At 70.6% G+C, this 19,329-nt stretch carries 21 protein-coding genes; 15 read left to right on the forward strand and 6 right to left on the reverse strand.

From position 1 onward, the window contains the following. Complete coding sequence (locus RIC31_RS07065; RefSeq protein ID WP_350104651.1) at positions 1-2,178, forward strand: TRAP transporter permease; 2,178 nt, start codon at positions 1-3, stop codon at positions 2,176-2,178. A 110-nt stretch (positions 2,179-2,288) separates the two neighbouring features. Here RIC31_RS07065 and RIC31_RS07070 read toward each other — a convergent pair whose 3' ends face one another. Further along, positions 2,289-3,287: a Gfo/Idh/MocA family protein gene (locus tag RIC31_RS07070; protein ID WP_350104652.1), complete on the reverse strand. Its 999-nt coding sequence runs from the start codon at positions 3,285-3,287 to the stop codon at positions 2,289-2,291. A 138-nt stretch (positions 3,288-3,425) separates the two neighbouring features. Then, positions 3,426-4,406 carry a sugar-binding protein gene (locus RIC31_RS07075; RefSeq protein ID WP_350104653.1) on the reverse strand — a complete coding sequence of 327 codons (981 nt, stop codon included), beginning with the start codon at positions 4,404-4,406 and terminating at the stop codon, positions 3,426-3,428. A 144-nt stretch (positions 4,407-4,550) separates the two neighbouring features. Between RIC31_RS07075 and RIC31_RS07080 the strand changes: the two genes are divergently transcribed. The 13 genes from RIC31_RS07080 (at position 4,551) to RIC31_RS07140 (ending at position 14,091) form a co-directional block, all read left to right on the forward strand. Further along, positions 4,551-5,291 (forward strand): ATP-binding cassette domain-containing protein, encoded by a 741-nt coding sequence (locus tag RIC31_RS07080; protein ID WP_350104654.1) that lies wholly within the window; start codon positions 4,551-4,553, stop codon positions 5,289-5,291. Positions 5,292-5,317: 26 nt separating this feature from the next. Continuing rightward, the gene (locus RIC31_RS07085; RefSeq protein WP_350104655.1) at positions 5,318-6,307 is read left to right on the forward strand and encodes an ABC transporter permease; all 990 of its coding nucleotides are present in this window, start codon (positions 5,318-5,320) and stop codon (positions 6,305-6,307) included. A 63-nt stretch (positions 6,308-6,370) separates the two neighbouring features. Continuing rightward, entirely contained in the window at positions 6,371-6,640 is a 270-nt protein-coding gene (locus RIC31_RS07090) for a type II toxin-antitoxin system Phd/YefM family antitoxin (RefSeq protein ID WP_350104656.1), read from the forward strand. Beyond that, entirely contained in the window at positions 6,637-6,903 is a 267-nt protein-coding gene (locus tag RIC31_RS07095) for a Txe/YoeB family addiction module toxin (protein ID WP_350104657.1), read from the forward strand. Before RIC31_RS07090 ends, RIC31_RS07095 begins: the two co-directional genes overlap by 4 nt. A 91-nt stretch (positions 6,904-6,994) precedes the next feature. After that, entirely contained in the window at positions 6,995-7,933 is a 939-nt protein-coding gene (locus RIC31_RS07100; RefSeq protein WP_350104658.1) for a PaaX family transcriptional regulator C-terminal domain-containing protein, read from the forward strand. A 108-nt stretch (positions 7,934-8,041) separates the two neighbouring features. Further along, the gene (gene paaA / locus RIC31_RS07105; RefSeq protein WP_350104659.1) at positions 8,042-9,034 is read left to right on the forward strand and encodes a 1,2-phenylacetyl-CoA epoxidase subunit PaaA; all 993 of its coding nucleotides are present in this window, start codon (positions 8,042-8,044) and stop codon (positions 9,032-9,034) included. Positions 9,035-9,045: 11 nt separating this feature from the next. Next, positions 9,046-9,345, forward strand: coding sequence for a 1,2-phenylacetyl-CoA epoxidase subunit PaaB (gene paaB, locus RIC31_RS07110; RefSeq protein WP_350104660.1), 300 nt, complete (start codon positions 9,046-9,048; stop codon positions 9,343-9,345). After that, positions 9,345-10,136, forward strand: a complete 792-nt coding sequence (gene paaC / locus RIC31_RS07115) for a 1,2-phenylacetyl-CoA epoxidase subunit PaaC (protein ID WP_350104661.1) — start codon at positions 9,345-9,347, stop codon at positions 10,134-10,136. The genes paaB and paaC overlap by 1 nt, the downstream gene beginning before the upstream one ends. A gap of 9 nt (positions 10,137-10,145) precedes the next feature. Then, complete coding sequence (gene paaD / locus RIC31_RS07120) at positions 10,146-10,646, forward strand: 1,2-phenylacetyl-CoA epoxidase subunit PaaD (RefSeq protein WP_350104662.1); 501 nt, start codon at positions 10,146-10,148, stop codon at positions 10,644-10,646. 204 nt (positions 10,647-10,850) lie between these two features. Then, positions 10,851-11,927, forward strand: coding sequence for a 1,2-phenylacetyl-CoA epoxidase subunit PaaE (gene paaE / locus RIC31_RS07125; protein WP_350104663.1), 1,077 nt, complete (start codon positions 10,851-10,853; stop codon positions 11,925-11,927). Between the two features lie 76 nt (positions 11,928-12,003). Further along, complete coding sequence (locus RIC31_RS07130) at positions 12,004-12,792, forward strand: Phenylacetic acid catabolic protein (RefSeq protein WP_350104664.1); 789 nt, start codon at positions 12,004-12,006, stop codon at positions 12,790-12,792. After that, complete coding sequence (locus RIC31_RS07135; RefSeq protein ID WP_350104665.1) at positions 12,789-13,406, forward strand: acyltransferase; 618 nt, start codon at positions 12,789-12,791, stop codon at positions 13,404-13,406. The genes RIC31_RS07130 and RIC31_RS07135 overlap by 4 nt, the downstream gene beginning before the upstream one ends. A gap of 82 nt (positions 13,407-13,488) precedes the next feature. After that, a complete protein-coding gene (locus tag RIC31_RS07140; protein ID WP_350104666.1) occupies positions 13,489-14,091 on the forward strand; it encodes a class I SAM-dependent methyltransferase in 603 nt (200 codons plus the stop codon). 40 nt (positions 14,092-14,131) lie between these two features. Here RIC31_RS07140 and RIC31_RS07145 read toward each other — a convergent pair whose 3' ends face one another. From RIC31_RS07145 to paaG, 4 genes are read right to left on the reverse strand one after another with little or no spacing between them, the layout of a single operon-like run. After that, the gene (locus RIC31_RS07145; protein ID WP_350104667.1) at positions 14,132-14,728 is read right to left on the reverse strand and encodes a TetR/AcrR family transcriptional regulator; all 597 of its coding nucleotides are present in this window, start codon (positions 14,726-14,728) and stop codon (positions 14,132-14,134) included. A 2-nt stretch (positions 14,729-14,730) separates the two neighbouring features. After that, on the reverse strand, positions 14,731-16,035 hold the full coding sequence (gene paaK / locus RIC31_RS07150) for a phenylacetate--CoA ligase PaaK (protein WP_350104668.1): 1,305 nt from the start codon (positions 16,033-16,035) through the stop codon (positions 14,731-14,733). 28 nt (positions 16,036-16,063) lie between these two features. Then, the gene (gene paaI / locus RIC31_RS07155) at positions 16,064-16,510 is read right to left on the reverse strand and encodes a hydroxyphenylacetyl-CoA thioesterase PaaI (protein ID WP_350104669.1); all 447 of its coding nucleotides are present in this window, start codon (positions 16,508-16,510) and stop codon (positions 16,064-16,066) included. After that, the gene (paaG, locus tag RIC31_RS07160) at positions 16,510-17,307 is read right to left on the reverse strand and encodes a 2-(1,2-epoxy-1,2-dihydrophenyl)acetyl-CoA isomerase PaaG (protein WP_350104670.1); all 798 of its coding nucleotides are present in this window, start codon (positions 17,305-17,307) and stop codon (positions 16,510-16,512) included. The genes paaI and paaG overlap by 1 nt, the downstream gene beginning before the upstream one ends. A 170-nt stretch (positions 17,308-17,477) precedes the next feature. Here paaG and paaN point away from each other — a divergent pair, with 170 nt between their 5' ends. Further along, a complete protein-coding gene (gene paaN, locus RIC31_RS07165; RefSeq protein WP_350104671.1) occupies positions 17,478-19,142 on the forward strand; it encodes a phenylacetic acid degradation protein PaaN in 1,665 nt (554 codons plus the stop codon). The last annotated feature ends 187 nt before the right edge of the window (positions 19,143-19,329 follow it).

The raw sequence follows: 19,329 nt of genomic DNA on the forward strand, positions 1-19,329 counted from the left end.
ATGTCCGCCAAGTCCAGGGACGGGGCAATACCGTCCGCGCAAGACGACAACATTCGGTCGTCGATCGAAGTTCAGGCATCCGGGGTCGACGACGAACCGGCCGCCGGCAATCAGCGAAGCTTCTCCGGAACCTCGCACTGGCTGATCGCCGCCGCCTGCGTGGCCTACTCGGCCTTTCACCTGCTGGTCCTCAACGTCTGGCCGCTGGAGACCTGGGCGTTCCGCCTGAGCCACCTCGGGGGAGGCCTGTTCCTCGGATTCCTGATCTTCGCCGCCGGCACGACCGGCGGCGACGGCGCGAGGCGGTCGGTCGCGGACCGCCTGGTCCTGGCGTTGGCCGCAGCCGGAACGCTCTACGGCACCGCCATGATCGCCGCCGTCTGGGGCAACTGGCTCCTCGGCCTGTCGGCGATGCCGCCGACCTGGGCGACCGCCTCGTTCGGCATTCCGCTGTTCGCCGGGACCTGCGTCGCCGTCGTCCACGGCTGGGTGTTCCCGGATCGTCGCGCGGGACGGACGTCGCCAGCGGACATCCTTCTCGCCATCGCATCGGCGGCGGCAATCGGCTACGTAATCTTCTTCGCCCGCCAGCTCCAGCTGCGGGCCGGGATGCCGATGGCCCAGCCGGGCGACATGTGGGCCGCGATGACCGGTGTACTGCTGATCGCCGAACTGACCCGCCGGCTGGCCGGGGTGGCGCTGGTCGTCATCGCCGGCGTCTTCGTCGCCTACGCCTTTCTCGGGCCCTGGCTGCCCGGCGTCCTGGAACATCGCGGCTACGACGCGAAGCGGTTCTTCTCCTACATCTTCACCGACAACGGCGTGCTCGGTGCACCGATCGCGATCTCGTCGACCTACATCATCCTGTTCGTGATCTTCGCGGCGTTCCTGCAGGCCTCGAAGGTCGGCGAGTACTTCGTCAACGTCGCCTTCGCGGCCGCCGGGCACCGGCGCGGCGGCCCGGCCAAGGTCGCGGTCTTCGCGTCCGGCCTCATGGGCATGATCAACGGGACGTCGGCGGGCAACGTGGTCGCCACCGGCAGCCTGACCATCCCGCTCATGAAGCGCGTCGGCTACCGGCCGCAGACCGCCGCCTCGGTCGAGGCGGCCGCATCGACGGGCGGCCAGATCATGCCGCCGATCATGGGCGCCGGCGCCTTCATCATGGCCGAGATCACCGGGATTCCGTATCTCGACATCGTCTACGCTGCCATCATCCCGGCGATCATCTACTTCGTTTCCGTCTACTTCATGGTCGACATCGCGGCCCAGAAACACCGCATGGCCGGCCTGCCCCGCTCCGAGCTGCCGAAGCTCGGCGGATTGCTCCGGCAGGTCTACCTGTTCACGCCGATCGTCGTTCTGGTCTATGCGCTGTTCGCCGGCTACTCGGTCATCCGCTGCGGGACACTCGCCATGATCACCACGGCCGTCGTCTCCTGGCTGACCCCGCACCGCATGGGCCCGCGGCAACTGTTCCTGGCCCTCGAACTCGGTGCCCGGATGACTCTTCAGCTGGTCGCGGTCTGCGCCGCCGCCGGGATCATCGTGGGGGTGATCGCGCTGACCGGCATCGGGTCACGCTTCTCGGCTGTCCTGCTGGGACTTGCCGACCAGAGCCAGCTCCTGGCGCTGTTCTTCGCGATGTGCGTGTCGATCATCCTCGGCATGGGCATGCCGACGACGGCGGCCTATGCCGTGGCGGCGAGCGTGATCGCACCCGGCATCATCAACCTGGGCGTCGCGCCGCTGACCGCGCATTTCTTCATCTTCTACTTCGCGGTGGTTTCCGCGATCACGCCGCCGGTGGCACTCGCGTCGTATGCCGGAGCCGCCTTGGCGGGATCGGACCCGATGAAGACCAGCGTCGAGAGCTTCAAGATCGGCCTCGCCGCGTTCATCGTGCCGTACATGTTCTTCTACTCCGACGCGATGCTCCTGGCGGGCAGCCCGCTCGATACGCTGCATGTCGGGCTGACCGCCGTCGTCGGGGTGTACCTGTTGTCCGCCGCGGTCCAGGGATGGTTCTTCGGCAAGGCGCCCCTGGCGGTTCGGGTCGGCCTCCTCGCCGGCGGCCTCAGCATGATCGAGGGGGGATGGGCGACCGACCTGTTCGGCCTCGCCCTCGCCGGCACCCTGTACCTCTGGCAGCGGCGCTCCGCTCGCGCGGCGTCCTGAGCCGTCTCGGTCGGGACGCGGGCCCCTGTACCGTCCTCGTCCCGGCCCCTCCCCGCATCGAACGCGGAGGAGAGTCGGGACCTACGCGCCGGGCCTCGTGCGCCCCACCCTCACGGCGCCTCCCACTTCCCGCTGGTCTCCGAGCGGAACAGCGCGTCCAGGATCCGCATGCTCATGATCGAGTCCTCGATGCCCCAGGGCAGCTTCTCCTCGCCGCGCACCGCCCGGCCGAAGGCCTCGGCCTGCAGGGTGTACTGGTCCGAGGCCGGGATGGTCTCGGCCACCGCGCTGGAGCCGTCGGCCGCACCCTCGTCGTCGACCAGGATGCGGGTCTCCTCGCCCTGCGGCGCGTTAACCGGGATCGCGATCTCCAGCCGCGCCTTGGTGCCCAGCACCTGGAAGCGCTGGTAGCGGGCGGCCTGGGTCGAGACCGCGAAGGTCAGCTGCCGGCCGCCGCCGAAATCCATGATTGCGCTGCTCAGCCGGTCGGTGCCGAAGGCCGGGTCGCGGTCGATCAAGGCGATCACCCGGGCCGGCTCGGCGTCCAGCAGGTAGCGCCCGCCGACCATGGCATAGCAGCCGATGTCCATCAGCGCGCCGCCGCCGGTCTCCAGCTTGTTGCGGATGTTGGCCGGGTCCGGGTTGTTGTAGGCGAACAGCATCTGCAGTGCCCGCACCTCGCCCAGCCGGCCGGACCGCACGATCTCGCGGGCCCGGATCCATTGCGGGTGGAAGCGCACCATGAACGCCTCGGCGACGATGCGGTCCTTCGGGCAGGCCCGCAGCCGCTCGGCGTCGGCGGCGTTCATCGCCATCGGCTTCTCGCACAGCACGTGCTTGCCGGCCCGCGCCGCCTTCAGCGTCCACTCGACGTGCAGGTTGTTCGGCAGCGGGTTGTAGACCGCCTCGATCGCCGGGTCGGCCAGCAGTTCCTCGTAGGAGCCGTAGGCGGTCGGTATGCCGAGCCGGTCGGCGGCGGCCCGGGCCTTGGCGAGGTCGCGCGAGGCGATCGCCGCGACCTCGACGTTGGTACCCTTCAGCATGCCCGGAATCACCCGGTCCAGCCCGATCCTGGCGGCCCCCAGGACGCCCCACTTCACCGCGGCCATGGTCGGTCTCCGTTGTCTCAGTCGGTTGTCTCGGTCGGCGGAAAAAGAGAGGCGGGCGCCACGGGATGGGATGCTGGGCGCCCGCCAGTTGCGCAGGCCCGCCGGAACGGTCGGACCCGTCAGGGATGGGTGGTCAGGTCACTTCTTCAGGCAGGTGTCGGCGGTCTCGGCGGTGCAGGTGTCGAGGCCGGTGTAGACGGTCGGGTCGACCTTCTTGCCGGCCACCAGGTCGTGCATCACGAACATCGCCCTGTAGCCCATCTCGTAGGGCCGCTGGCCGACCTGGACGTGGCTGCGACCTTCCTTCAGCGCCTGGATCTGCGGCGGCAGGGTGTCGGCGACCATCATCGCCAGCTTCCCGCTCTTGATCCGGTCGAGATACTGGTCGGTCAGCTGGGCATAGGCCTGCGGCGCGAACTGTGGCCAGCCGCCCTCGGCGATGAAGGCATCGAGGGTCGGATTGGCGGTCAGCACGTCGGCCATCATCTGCACGCCCAGCGCCGCGTCGTCGTTGGTGTACAGCGGGCAGCCGGCGATCTCGGTCCAGCCGCCTTCGCCCTTCAGGCGCTCGACGCCCTTCTTGCCGGCCAGCACGTCGCGCGACCCCTGGGCCCGCTGGTTGATGTTGTCGGCCGCCGGCCCGCCCATGATCAGGCACACCGTGCCGCCCCCGGGCTTGGCCTTCTTCAGCTGCTCGGCCAGCTGGACGCCGAGCTCGTAGTTGTCGGTCCCGACATAGGACGCGCGCACGGCCTGGTCCTTGGCCAGCACGTCGGCGTCGATGGTGATGACCGGGATGTCGGGCTTGCGCCGCTTCAGAAGGTTGGCGACCGCCGGCGCGTTCGAAGGCGAGATCGCCATGGCGGCGACGCCCTTGGACAGCAGGTCCTCGATGATGCGGAGCTGGTCGGCCTCGGTGTGGCTGGACGGGCCGATATACAGGCACTCCGCCCCGTCGATCTCCTTGGCGGCCTTCTGGCAGCCGTCGCGGACCAGATCGAAGAACGGGTTGTCCATCGCCTTCACCACGACCGCGTAGGTCTTGTCCGCCGCCCCGGCAGAACCGAGGCCGAGCGAAAGCGTTATGCCCAACGCCAGTGCGCCTAGCGAATTACGCATGGTTACCTCCCTGGTGGGCTTTTTGATCATATGACCCTATCATGCGATGTCTTGTCGAGCGAGATCGTAAGATAGAACATGAAGATATTCGATACGCCCTAACCGTGCAAAAAAGAGGCGAGCCGATAGCGGGAGGACGGGACCATGTCGGTCCTTGAACTGCAGGGGATCTCCAAGAACTTCGGCGCCATCCGGGCCCTGGCCGACGTCTCGCTGGCGGTGCGGCCGGGCGAGGTGATCGGCCTGATGGGCGACAACGGCGCCGGCAAGTCGACCCTGGTCAAGATCATCGGCGGCAACTTCGCACCGTCGGCCGGCAGCATCCGGATCGCCGACCGCCCGGTGCATTTCAGCCGGCCGGTGGCTGCCCGCGAGGCCGGCATCGAGGTCGTCTACCAGGACCTGGCGCTGTGCGACAACCTGACGGCGGCCGCCAATGTGTTCCTGGGGCGCGAGCCGACCCGCGGCGTCGGGCCGTTCCGGGTGATCGACTACGCCGCCATGTACCGGCGCGCCGGCGAGCTGTTCGCCGAGCTGAAGTCGGAGACCCGGCCGCGCGACCTGGTGCGCTCGATGTCGGGCGGCCAGCGCCAGGCGGTGGCGATCGCCCGGGCCCGGCTGTCGGACTCGCGCCTCGTGCTGATGGACGAGCCGACCGCGGCGATCAGCGTGCGCCAGGTCGCCGAGGTGCTGGACCTGATCCGCCAGCTGCGCGGCCGCGGCGTGTCGGTGATCCTGGTCAGCCACCGCATGCCCGACGTGTTCGCGGTCGCCGACCGGGTGGTGGTGCTGCGGCGCGGCCGGCTGGTCGCCGACAAGCAGGCTACGGACAGCTCGCCGGAAGAGGTCACCGGGCTGATCACCGGCGCCATCGAGACGGTCTGAGACGGAATGCAGCGACGGAGCCCGGCATGTCGGTGAACGCGACCCTGGACACGGTGATCAACCGCAGCGGCGACGGCTTCGTCGCCCGGCTGCTCGGCCGCCACGTGTTCTGGGTATCGGTGGCGGCGGTGCTGGCCTGCCTGTTCATGTCGCTGGCCACCGACACCTTCGCCACCGAACGCAACCTGTTCAACGTCACCCGCAACTTCGCCTTCGTCGGGATCATCGCGCTCGGCATGACCGCGGTGATCATCACCGGCGGCATCGACCTGTCGGTCGGCTCGACCATGGGGGTGTGCGGCATTCTGATCGGCGTGGTGATGAGTGCGGGCTACTCCTTCACCGCCGGCGCCGCGGCCGCGCTCGGCGGGGCGGCGGTGATCGGCCTGATCAACGGCGGCCTGATCGCCTATGCCGGCATGCCGCCCTTCGTGGTCACCCTCGGCATGCTCAGCATCGCCCGCAGCCTGGCGATGGTGTTCTCCAACAACAAGATGATCTACGACTTCGGGCCCGACACCGACCTGCTGCTGGCGCTCGGCGGCGGCACCACCCTCGGGATCGCCAACCCGGTGGTGGTGCTGGCGGTGCTGGCGCTGGCCTTCGGCTTCGCGCTGCGCTGGACCCGCTGGGGCACCTGGATCTACGCGATCGGCGGCAACGAGCAGGCCGCCAACCTGACCGGCGTGCCGGTGCGCCAGATCAAGCTGTCGGTCTACGTGCTGTGCTCGCTGACCGCCGGGGTCGCCGCCATCATGATGGTCGGCTGGCTCGGCGCGGTGACTACCGGGCTCGGCCAGACCGACGAGCTCCGGGTGATCGCCGCCAGCGTGATCGGCGGCGCCAACCTGATGGGCGGGGCCGGCACCGCGTTCGGGGCCGTCATCGGCGCTGCGCTGATCGAGGTGATCCGCAACTCGCTGCTGCTGCTCGGCGTCGACGCCTTCTGGCAGGGCACCTTCGTCGGCGGCTTCATCATCCTGGCGGTGGCGTTCGAGCGGTTCCGGCGGCGGTAGGGACGGCAGGGTTGCGGGCCGGAACCGGCGCGTACATATTTCCGTACAGCGCGGAGGCTCGCCATGGATCACGTCAGCTATACCGAACTGCGGCGCAATCTCGCCCGCCACATGGACGAGGTCAGCGCCAGCAAGGCACCGCTGCTGGTGACCCGGCAGGGCGGAAAGTCGGTGGTCGTGCTGGCCGAGGACGAGTACGAGGCGCTGCGCGAGACCCTGCACCTGCTGAGTTCGCCGGCCAACGCGGCCCGGCTGATGCGCGGCCTGGCCGAGGCGGATGCCGGGCAGGTGTCCGAGCGTCCGTGGGACGATCCGTCGGAGCGACCTGCGTGAACGTCCTGTGGACCGGTTCGGGCTGGGAGGACTTCCTGTCCTGGCTGGACACCGACCCGAAGGCCGTCCGGCGGATCCGGGATCTCGTCGAGGATGCCCGTCGCCACCCTTTCACCGGCATCGGCAAGCCCGAGGCGTTGCGCGGCAACCTGCAGGGCTGGTGGTCGCGGCGGATCACCGGCCAGCACCGCCTCGTGTACCGGGTGACCGGCGCCGACAAGGCGCGACGCCTGGAGATCATCCAGTGCCGCTACCACTACTGACCGACCTGGAAGAGGGACGGCAGCGGGCGTCGCCCCGACCCGCCGGGCGTGCTACCGGTTTCTCCGCCCCGCCACAGCCCCGCCCCGCCCGATGACAGACTCGCCGCAGCCGATCGCGACCGCCGACCTCGAAACGCAGGCCCGCGCGCTGATCGCCGGCTACCCGGCGCGCATGCCGCTGCGGGCCGCCGCCTTCATCGTCACGCTGTACGGCGACGTGGTGGTGCCGCGCGGCGGCACGCTGTGGATCGGCAACGTGATCGAAGCCTGCGCGGAGGTCGGGATCAGCGAGACCCTGGTGCGCACCGCGGTGTCGCGGCTGGTGGCGGCCGGCCGCCTGGTCGGCACCCGCGCCGGGCGGCGCAGCTTCTACAGCCTGACGCCGTCCGCCCGCGCCGAGTTCGAGCGCGCCGCCGACATCCTGTATGCCGGCGACCGCCCGCCCGAGCCGGCGGAATGGACCTTCGTGCTGGCCCCCGGGGGCGAGGCCCGGCCGGCTGTCGAGGCCCTGTCCAAGACCGGCTTCGGTCTGGCCGCCGCCGGCGTCGCCCTGCGGCCCGGGCCGCCGCCGCCGCTCGCCGGCGACGGCCCGCCGCCGCTGGTGTTCCGGGCCCGGCTGGACAATGGCCGGTCGGCGGAGAGCCTGCGGGCGCTGGCGGCATCGGCCTGGGACCTGCCCGGCCTGGCCCGGGAGTACGACGGGTTCGTGGCACTCTTCGAGCCGATCGCGGCGGCGCTGCCCGATGCCCCCCGGCTGGACAGCGCCCTGGCCCTGACCGCGCGACTGCTGCTGGTGCACGCATTCCGGCGCACCGCCCTGCGCGACCCGCAGCTGCCGCCGGACGCCCTGCCCGGGAACTGGAGCGGGCATGCCGCGCGCCGGCTGTTCGGATCGCTGTACCGGGCGCTGTCGCCGGAGGCCGACGCCCGGGTGGCGCGCCGCTTCGTCGACGGCGACGGCCCCATCAGGGCGGCTCCCGGCAGCCTGCAGCGCCGCCTGCGCAGCCTGGCCCAAGAGGGCGGTCGCTGAGGGACAATACATCACGGAAAATTCAGAAACGGGGATTGATATGTGACGTATTGAAGCGTATGGTCCGAGCAATCGGTCGGCGAAAGACGAACCGCGCGGGAGGTTGCGATGTACGCCCAGATGGTGAAGGCCGAGGCGGACCGGCCCCGGACCGCGGACGAGATGGATCCGCAGGAGCGCGCGTTCCAGGAGCGGATCGACGCCGACATCCGGATCGAGCCCAAGGACTGGATGCCCGAGGGCTACCGCCGGACCCTGATCCGCCAGATCTCCCAGCACGCCCATTCCGAGATCGTCGGCCAGCTGCCCGAGGGCAACTGGATCACCCGCGCCCCGACCCTGGAGCGCAAGGCGATCCTGCTGGCGAAGGTCCAGGACGAGGCCGGCCACGGCCTGTACCTGTACTGCGCCGCCGAGACCCTGGGGGTCAGCCGCGACGAGCTGATCGACCAGCTGCACAGCGGCAAGGCCAAGTACTCGTCGATCTTCAACTACCCGACCCTGACCTGGGCCGACATCGGCGCCATCGGCTGGCTGGTCGACGGGGCGGCGATCATGAACCAGGTGCCGCTGCAGCGCTGCTCCTACGGCCCCTACAGCCGGGCGATGATCCGGGTCTGCAAGGAGGAGAGCTTCCACCAGCGCCAGGGCTACGACATCATGATGAAGCTGGCCAAGGGCACGCCGGAACAGCGGGCGATGGCCCAGGACGCGCTGGACCGCTGGTGGTGGCCGTCGCTGATGATGTTCGGCCCGCCGGACGCCGACTCGGTGCACTCGGCGCAGTCGATGGCCTGGAAGATCAAGCTCAACTCCAACGACGAGTTGCGCCAGAAGTTCGTCGACCAGACCGTCCCGCAGGCCGAGTATCTCGGCCTGACCGTGCCGGACCCCGACCTGACGTGGAACGACGAGAAGGGCGGCTACGACTACGGCGCGATCGACTGGGCCGAGTTCTTCGACGTCATCAAGGGCAACGGCCCCTGCAACCGCGAGCGGCTGGCGGCCCGGGTCAAGGCGCATGAGGACGGCGCCTGGTTCCGCGAAGCCCTGACGGCCCATGCCGAGAAGCGGGCCGCGCGCAAGCGCGACGCCGCCTGAGGAGGTTCGCCGTGAGCAGCCCCGCCACCAGCAGCCAGTGGCCTCTCTGGGAGGTCTTCATCCGCGGCCAGCACGGCCTGTCGCACCGGCATGTCGGCAGCCTGCACGCCCCGGACGCCGAGATGGCGGTCAACCACGCCCGCGACGTCTACACCCGGCGCAACGAGGGGGTCAGCATCTGGGTGGTGAAGGCCGCCGACATCACCGCCAGCGCGCCGGGCGACAAGGGCCCGCTGTTCGAGCCGTCGAACAGCAAGGTCTACCGCCACCCGACCTTCTTCGACATCCCCGAGGAAGTGGGGCCGATGTGATGGCCGCGACCGCTCCCGCCGCCCACCCGGCGACCGTGCCCGGCGAAACGCTGTTCGAATACGCGCTGCGGCTCGGCGACAACGGCCTGATCCTCGGCCACCGGGTGTCGGAATGGTGCGGGGTGTCGCCGGTGCTGGAGGAGGACATCGCGCTCGCCAACGTGGCGCTCGACCTGATCGGGCAGGCCACCCTGTGGCTCGGCCTCGCCGCCGAGCTCGAGGGCAAGGGACGCAGCGCCGACGAGCTCGCCTTCCTGCGCGACGCCGGCGGCTTCCGCAACCTGCTGCTGGTCGAGCAGCCGAACGGCGACTTCGCCCAGACCCTGGCACGGCAGTATTTCTTCGACGCCTGGCACCACCCGCTGCTGGCGGCGCTCGCGACGTCGAGCGAGCCGCGGATCGCGGAGATCGCCGAGAAGGCATCCAAGGAGGCGGCCTACCACCTGAACCGCAGCCGCGACCTGGTGGTCCGGCTGGGCGACGGGACGCCGGAGAGCCACGGCCGCATGCAGCGCTCGGTCGACGACCTGTGGCCCTACACCGGCGAGCTGTTCCTGGCCGACCCGGTCGACGAGGCGATGGCCGCCGCCGGTGCGGCACCGGCGCTGTCCGACATCCGCGCGCTGTGGGACGCCGAGGTGTCCGCGACCCTGGCGCAGGCGACCCTGCGCCGGCCCGAGCCCGGCTACGTCCAGAAGGGCGGCAAGCGCGGCGTGCACAGCGAGCATCTCGGCTTCCTGCTGGCGGAGATGCAGTTCCTGCAGCGCGCCTATCCCGGCGCGCGCTGGTGAGGCCCGGCCATGGACACCGCCACCCGGCCGCCGGTTGAACAGATCCGGTCCTGGCTCGACCAGGTGCCCGACCCCGAGATCCCGGTGATCTCGCTGGTCGACCTCGGCATCATCCGCGACCTCGCCTGGGAGGGCGACACCCTGGTGGTGACGGTAACGCCGACCTATTCCGGCTGCCCGGCCACCGCCGTCATCAACCTGGAGATCGAGAACGCGCTGCACGCCCGGGGCATCGCGCGGGTCGAGCTGCGCCGCCGGTTGTCGCCGGCCTGGACCACCGACTGGATCAGCGACGCCGGCCGCCGCAAGCTGCAGGGCTACGGCATCGCCCCGCCGGTCGCCGGCACCGCCGGCTGCAACCTCGGCGGCGACGCGGCCCCGACGGTCGCCTGCCCGCATTGCGGCTCGACCGCCACCCGGCTGGTCAGCCAGTTCGGCTCGACCCCCTGCAAGGCCGCCTACCGCTGCACCGACTGCCTGGAGCCGTTCGACTACTTCAAGTGCCACTGAGGGGGCGCATGATGGAAACGCGCCCGTCGCTTCGTGGGATCCGGCTCCGTCCCGCCGCCGGCGGTCCGGTCCGGAATGACGAAGGAAGAAGTGGGACAGCCTCCCCTTGTCGTCATTCCGGACGGGCGCGCCGCCCTCGGCGCGGCCGAGCCGGAACCCACCCGCTAACCCGCGCTGTCCGCAAGCTGAACGAGTGATCCCGACATGGCGCATTTCTACCCGCTGAGCGTGACCGAGGTCCGGCACGACACCCGCGACTCGGTGGTGGTCACCTTCGAGCCGCGGCCCGAGGACCGCGAGCGCTTCGGCTATGTCCAGGGCCAGTACCTGACGTTCCGGCGCGCCTTCGACGGCGAGGAACTGCGGCGCTCCTACTCGATCTGCGCCGGGCGCGCCGAGAACCGGCTGCGGGTCGGCATCCGCAAGGTCGAGGGCGGCTGCTTCTCGGGCTGGGCCAACGAGGAGCTGAAGGTCGGCGACGTGCTGGAGGCGATGCCGCCGACGGGCAACTTCCACACCCCGATCGAGGCCGACCGGGCACGCCGCTATCTCGGCTTCGCCGGCGGCAGCGGCATCACCCCGCTGCTCGGCATCGTCCGCACGGTGCTGGCCGAGGAGCCGCGGTCGAGCTTCACCCTGGTCTACGGCAACCGCTCGATCAACACGATCATGTTCCGCGAGGAACTGGAAGACTTGAAGAACCAGCACCTGGGGCGGCTGAGCATCCTGCACGTCCTGGAGAGCGAGGATCCGGACGGCGGCCTGTTCAGCGGCCGCCTCGACCGCGACAAGTGCCGGGCGCTGTTCGGCCGGTGGATCGATGTCGCCCATGCCGACCTGGCCTTCATCTGCGGGCCGGAGCCGATGATGCTGGCGGTCGCCGAGACCCTGAAGGAGCACGGCCTGGACGACCGGCAGATCAAGTTCGAGCTGTTCGCCAGCGGCCAGCCCGGCCGCGCCCGCCGGGCCGCGGCCGCCGCCAAGCCGGCCGCCACCGACCAGACCTGCACCGCCACCATCGTGCTGGACGGCACGGCGGTCACCCTGACCATGCCGAAGGGCGGGCAGACCGTGCTGGAGGCGGCGAAGGCCGCCAACATCGACGCACCCTATGCCTGTACCGCCGGTGTATGCTCGACCTGTCGGGCGATGGTGGTCGAGGGCGAGGTCGAGATGGAGGCCAACTACGCCCTCGAGGACTACGAGGTGCGACGAGGCTACGTCCTGACTTGCCAGAGCCGTCCGGTAAGCGACAAGGTCGTCATAGACTACGATCGATAGAGCGCCGCAGGACGTTGCCCCGCAGGACGTTGCCCCACCGAAGGTCCCCACTGCAGCCCCCGGGGAGGGAGCGCCGATGAGCGACGATCTGGACCTGACCGAGTATCTGAGCCACGGCGGCAAGCTGTCGTCGCCGGACAACGCGCCGCCGCGCTATCGCGGCGAGCTGATGCGCCTGATGGCGACCTTCGTCGATTCCGAGCTTGCCGGTGCCGCCGGCTTCGCCGACGTGATCAATGCCGGCCCCGGCATCAAGGAGCGGATCGCCGCCAGCCGGATCGTGTTCGAGAAGCTGGTCAACGCCGACCGGGTACTGAAGATCATGGGCGATTTCGGCGCCGACACCGGCCGCTACGTCAACCACCATCCGTGGGCCGCCCGACTGCCGCGCGACGCCGACATCGGCGCCAGCCGGCACGGCGGCGACATGCGGCTGAGCGTGTTCCACTATCCGATCGACGGCTGGACCGATGCGGTGGTCATGAACGTGCTGATGGGCCGGGCGACGGCGATCCAGCTCGACGAGTTCGCGCACGGCTCGTACCAGCCGCTGGCCGAGGCGTTCCGGGCGATCCTGCCGACCGAGGTCCGCCACGCCGAACTCGGGCTGGAGGGGCTGCGGATGCTGGTGCTGACCGCCGAGGACCGTGCCGCCGCCCGGGCCTCCGCCGCCTACTGGCGCCCGCGGGTGGCGGCCAGCTTCGGGTCGGCCGGGTCGGCCCGCTACGATACCCTGCGGCGCTTCGGCCTGCGCCGCACCCCGAACGACGTGCTGGCCGAGCGCTGGCGCGGCGAAATCGCCGAGCTGCTGGACGAGCTCGGCATCGCCCCGGAGACGGGCACCGAGGAGGGGTCCCGAGCGTGAGTGGAGTCTATGCCTTCGACGGGGTGGTCCCGGTGGTCGACCCCGCCGCCTTCGTGCACCCGGCCGCCGTGCTGATCGGCGACGTTATCATCGGCCCGAACTGCTATGTCGGGCCGCTGGCCTGCCTGCGCGGCGATTTCGGCCGGATCGTCATGGAGGCCGGGTCGAACCTGCAGGAGACCTGCGTGGTGCATTCCTTCCCCGACCTAGAGGTGGTGATCGAGGAGGAGGGCCACATCGGCCACGGCGCGGTGCTGCACGGCTGCCGGATCGGCCGCAACGCCATGGTCGGCATGAACGCGGTGGTGATGGACGAGGCCGTGATCGGCGAGAACAGTATCGTCGCCGCCATGGCATTCGTGAAGGCCAAGGACCGGATCCCGCCGAACAGCCTGGCGGTCGGGGCGCCCGCCCGGGTGGTGCGCGAGTTGAGCGACAAGGAGATCCAGTGGAAGCGAGAGGGCACCGGCGTCTACCGCCAGCTCGCCGCCGAGGCCCGCGGCAAGCTGGTGGCCTGCGCACCGCTGGCCGCGGTCGAGCCGGACCGCAGGCGGGTCAGCGCGCCACGCTACGACCCGCTGTTCCTGGAGCGCCTGAAGTTCGGGGACGGCTGAGCGGCGGCCCGGACCGATAGAGCAGCCCGGCCGCGGCTGTGCTAGCAAGCGCCGCAACGGCAATCTCAAAACCGAGGCCCCGGTGAGAACGATCCTGCATGTCGGCTGCGGCCGGCAGTCCCACGACGCCCTGCCGCCGTTGAACTGGGAGAACGAGTGGCGGCAGGTCCGGATCGACATCGATCCCGCGGTCGAACCGGACATCGTCGCCTCGATCGTGGACATGGCCGGCATCGAGGACGGCTCGGCCGAATGCGTGTTCTCGAAGCACAACATCGAGCACCTGGAGGCCCATGAGGTCCCGCAGTGCCTTGCCGCTTTCCACCGGGTCCTCAGGCCCGAAGGCTTCCTGATCCTGCGGACGCCGGACCTGAGGAGCATCGCCCGGCTGCTTCTGAAGTACGACCCGGAGGAACCGCTCTACACCGTCCAGATCTACGGCAAGGACGTCCGGACTGCCCCGCTGGACATGCTCTACGGCCTGCGCCAGGCGATCGCCGGCGGCAATGGGTTCATGGCGCATCGCACCGGCTTCACCGCCGCGTCGCTGCGCCGGCACCTGCTGCGGGCAGGCTTCGAGAGGATCGAGATCATCGAGAAGCAGGACACCCATGAACTGAACTGCCTGGCGATGAAACGGGTCGACGGCAACCTGCTGCCGGGGGTCCTGGGCCTGTCGGCCTGACGGTGCGAGCGTGTGATCCGGCAGTGCTTCTCGCGGCCGCTCAGCGCACCGCCCGCACCCCCTCGAGGATCAGGGTGGTCGCCAGGTCGGCGTATTCCTCGCGGGTCAGGCCGCCGTCCGGGCGGAACCACATGTAGACCCAGTTCAGCATGCCGAACAGCGACATGGTCACCGGCTTCAGCAGCGGCCGGCCGGAAACGAGCGCCGGGTTGACGGCCTGCAGCACCGCGCCGAAGCGGCCCACGATCCGGCGTTCCAGGGCCTTCAACTCCTCGGCCCGGTCAGACGGCAGGGTCCGCATGCCGATGATCTGCACCTGGTGCAGGTCGTCGGCGTCGCGGTAGCACTCCAGCACCCGGCCGATCAGCCGGCGCAGCCGGCGCTCCGGCGGCAGGGCGGGGTCGTCGGCCTCGGCGACCGCGGCGTCGAGCTCCTCCAGGTGGCTGCGGATGATGTCCTGCAGCAGCGCTTCCTTGCTGTCGTAGTAGTGGTACAGCAGCGCCTTGGAGACTCCGCACTCGGTGGCGACCTGGGCCATCGAGGCGCGGTCGACGCCGTGCTCGGCGAACACCGCCGCCGAGCGCTGCAGGATCGCCAGGCGCTTGTCGTCGTAGTCGGCGGCCCGGGTGCGCGCCATGGTCAGTCCTTCGGCCGCTTGTCGACCACCCGCCGGGCCTTGCCGGCCGAGCGCTCGACCCCGCCCGGGTCCCTGACCTCGACCGCGGCGGTGACGCCGATCACGCTCTTGATGTGATGCGCCAGCTCGCGGGCCGAGGACTCTCGGTCGGCTGCCGCCCCCTCGGCGGCCTCGACCAGCACGGTCATGCGGTCCATGCGGCCGTCGCGGGTCAGCTCGATCTGGAAATGCGGCGCCAGGCCACGGCACTTCATGAGTTGCTCCTCGATCTGGGTCGGGAACACGTTGACGCCGCGGACGATCATCATGTCGTCCGAGCGGCCGGTGATCTTCTCGATCCGCCGCATGGCGCGCGCCGTGCCGGGCAGCAGCCGGGTCAGGTCGCGGGTCCGGTAACGGACGATCGGCAGCGCCTCCTTGGTCAGCGTGGTGAACACCAGCTCGCCGACCTCGCCGTCCGGCAGCACCGCGCCGGTCTCCGGGTCGACGATCTCCGGGTAGAAATGGTCCTCCCAGACATGCAGGCCGTCCTTGGTCTCGACGCACTCGTTGGCGACCCCCGGACCCATCACCTCGGACAGGCCGTAGATGTCGACCGCGTGCATGTCGAAGGCCTGCTCGATCTCCCGGCGCATGGCGTTGGTCCAGGGCTCGGCGCCGAAGATCCCGACCGCCAGCGAGGTCTCGCGCGGGTCCATGCCGAGGCGCCGGAACTCGTCGAGGATCGACAGCATGTAGGACGGCGTCACCATGATGATGCGCGGCCGGAAGTCGGTGATCAGGGTGACCTGCCGCTCGGTCATGCCGCCGGACACCGGCACCACCGTGCAGCCCAGCCTCTCGGCCCCGTAGTGGGCGCCCAGGCCGCCGGTGAACAGGCCGTAGCCGTAGGCGACATGGGCGACGTCGCCGGCCCGGCCGCCGGACGCCCGGATCGAGCGCGCCATCAGGCTCGCCCAGTTGTCGATGTCGCCCCGGGTGTAGCCGACCACCGTCGGCTTGCCGGTGGTGCCGGACGAGGCGTGCAGGCGGGCCACCCTGTCGCGCGGCACCGCGAACATGCCGAACGGATAGGTGTCGCGCAGGTCGGCCTTGCCGGTGAACGGGAACAGCCTGAGGTCTTCGAGGCTGCGCAGGTCGTCCGGATGCACGCCGGCCGCGTCGAACCGGGCCTTGTAGAACGGCGAGTTGGCGTAGGCGTGACCGAGCGACCACTTCATGCGCTCGAGCTGCAGGGCGGCGATCTCGTCGCGCGACGCGGTCTCGATCGGCTCCAGGTCCCCGGGCTTCGGCGACAGGTCTTCCATGGGCGTTCTCCCCCGATACCCGCTTCTCTTACTCGGCGCCCAGCAGGGTTCCGCCGATGGTCCGCGACTGGCCGCGGAACTCGGCGACCGGCTCGCCCTTCTGGTTGGTGACCACGATGTCGTAGATGCCGCTGCGGCCGTAGCGCTGGACCTCGTGGGCGCTGGCGGTCAGCCGTTCGCCCTCGAAGGCCGGGGCGATGAAGGTGATCGAGCAGTGCTGCGCGACCGCCCGCTGGTCGTAGCTGTTGCAGGCGAAGGCGAAGGCGGAGTCGGCCAGCGTGAAGATGTAGCCGCCGTGGCAGGTGCCGTGGCCGTTGGTCTTGGATCCGTCGACCGTCATCGACAGCATCGCCGTGCCGGGACCGACCCCGTCCAGCGTCATGCCGAGGTTTTGCGAGGCCTCGTCGTCGTCCCACATCGCCCGGGCGCAGGCCTCGGCAAGTTCCTGCGGCGACAGCTCGGATGCGGCGCTCATCAGCGCCGTCCCGTGAACGCCGCGGGGCGCTTGCCGGTGAAGGCCGCCACCCCTTCCGCATAGTCCGGGGTCAGCCCGGCCTCGCGCTGCAGGTCGCGCTCCAGGTCGAGCTGGGCGTCCAGGGAGTTGGTGGCGGCCGCCTGGATCGCCCGCTTGGTCAGGCCGAGGCCGATGGTCGGCCCGGCCGCCAGCGACGCCGCCAGCTTGCCGGCCTCGTCCATCAGGCGGTCGTCGTCCACGGCCTGCCAGATCATGCCCCAGGCGGCGGCGGTCTCGGCGTCGAGCGGCTGGCCGGTCAGCGCCAGGCCCTTGGCCCGGGCCTCGCCGAGCAGTCGGGTCAGCGTCCAGGTGCCGCCGGAATCCGGGATCAGCCCGATCCGGCAGAACGCCTGGATGAACTTCGCCGAGCGGCCGGCCAGCACCAGGTCGCAGGCCAGCGCGACGCTGGCCCCGGCGCCGGCGGCGACGCCGTTGACCGCGCAGACGACCGGCTTCTCGATGTCGCGGATCAGCCGGATCAGCGGGTTGTAGAGCTTCTCCAGAGTCTCGCCCAGGTCGGGCTCGCCGGCGGCTTGGCGCGGGTCGACCGCCGCCAGGTCCTGGCCGGCGCAGAACGCCCGACCCGCCCCGGTCAGAAGGATCGCGCGCACCGTCTCGTCCCAGCGCGCCTCGTCGAGGGCGGCGTGCAGGGCGCGGTGCATGGCCTCGTCGAAGGCGTTGAGCTTGTCCGGCCGGTTCAGGGTCAGCCGGGCGACCCCGTCGGCGACCTCGACCAGCACCGTTTCGTTCGGCGCCATGGTGTCGTCCTCCCTTGCAGTGGCGTCCCGCAATCCTGGGGCATCGGCCGGCGATTCCGAACCGGCATCTTGCATCGACCGACCGGTCAGTCAATTATTATCGGCCAACCGCCACCGACCGTTGCCGGGACCGCCGGGAGAGCCCGGATGGCGTATCGAGGGAGAAAGCCATGGCCACGCTGTTCGAGACCCACCGCGCGCTGCTGGAGCGCGCCGTCGCGGCGACCGCCGAGCGCGGCTACTGGACGCCGTATCCGGAGGCGCCGAGCGGCCGGATCTACGGCGAGACCGCCAAGGACGACGGCGAGGCGGCGTTCGAGGCGCGTCTCGGCAAGCCGTTCGCCCTGCCCGGCCATCCGGACGACGAGGGCACCGTCGGCGCCGAGCGCTCGCCCTACGGCCGGGCGCTCGACATCGCCTATCCGGCGGCAAGCGTCGACGCCCTGATCGCCGCCTCACGGGCGGCGGGCGCAGGCTGGGACGCCGCATCCGTCGAGCAGCGCGTCGGGGTGTGCCTGGAGATCCTGGCCCGCCTGAACCGGCGCAGCTTCGAGATCGGCAACGCGGTGATGCACACCACCGGCCAGGCCTTCGTGATGGCGTTCCAGGCCGGCGGCCCGCACGCCCAGGACCGGGCGCTGGAGGCGGTGGCCTACGCCTGGGCCGAGATGACCCGCACCCCGGCGGCGGCCGAGTGGAGCAAGCCGCAGGGCAAGGGCGAGCCGCTGGTGCTGGAGAAGCGCTACCGCATCGTGCCGCGCGGCATCGCGCTGACCATCGGCTGCGCCACCTTCCCGACCTGGAACGGCTATCCCGGGATGTTCGCCAGCCTGGCGACCGGCAACACCGTGATCGTGAAGCCGCATCCGGCGGCGATCCTGCCGCTGGCGATCACCGTCGAGATCGGCCGCGAGGTGCTGGCCGAGCAGGGCTTCGACCCTGACGTGCTGCTGCTGGCGGCCGACGCGCCGGGCGCCGAGAAGACCAAGGACCTGGCGACCCGGCCGGAGGTCGGCATCGTCGACTTCACCGGCTCCAACGCCTTCGCCGGCTGGCTGCGCGACAACGTCCGCGGCACCCAGCTCTACACCGAGGAGGCCGGGGTGAACTCGATCGTGGTCGCCTCGACCGGCGACTTCCGCGGCATGTGTGCCAACATCGCGTTCTCGCTGTCGCTGTACAGCGGCCAGATGTGCACCGCCCCGCAGGACGTGTGGGTGCCGCGCGGCGGCATCGAGACCGACCAGGGCCACAAGGCGTTCGACGAAGTCGCCGCCGGCATCGCCGGGGCGGTCGACGGCCTGCTGTCCGACCCGGCCCGGGCCGCCGGGGTATGCGGGGCGCTGGCCGGCGAGGCGACCCTGCAGCGGGTCAGGGACTCCGCCCGTCTCGGCCGGGTGGTGCGCCCGTCCACGCCGATCGCGGGCCTGGAGGACGCCCGCACCGCCACCCCGCTGATCCTGGCGGTCGACGCCGCCGAGACCGACGCGCATCTGGAGGAGCGCTTCGGCCCCATCGGGTTCGTCGTGGCCGCCGACGACGCCGCCGACGCGATCGCCCGGGCCGCCGCGGCGGCCAAGGCCAAGGGCGCGATCACGGCGGCGGTCTACGCCACCGACGACGCGACCCTCGACGCCGCCGCCGACGCCTTCGCGGCCGCCGGGGTGAACCTGTCCTGCAACCTGACCGGCGGCATCTTCGTGAACCAGAGTGCGGCCTTCAGCGACTACCACGTGACCGGCGGCAACCCGGCCGGCAACGCCTGCCTGACCGACGCGGCCTTCGTCGCCAACCGCTTCCGGGTGGCGACCGTGCGGCGGTTGAAGGCGGGGTGACGAACGCGGGCGCGCCCGTCGCTCCGGAATGACGGTATTGCGGTGAAGGCTCATTCCCCCTCGTCATTCCGGACGGACGCGCCGCCTCGGCGCGGCCGATCTGGAACCCACCCGCCGCCGCACCGACCCCGCCCTTCCCCCTCCCCGACCTTCCCGCTACCCTCGCCTTCCGAGGAAACGCCAACGA

This window comes from Thalassobaculum sp., assembly GCF_040219615.1.
Taxonomy (GTDB): domain Bacteria; phylum Pseudomonadota; class Alphaproteobacteria; order Thalassobaculales; family Thalassobaculaceae; genus Thalassobaculum_A.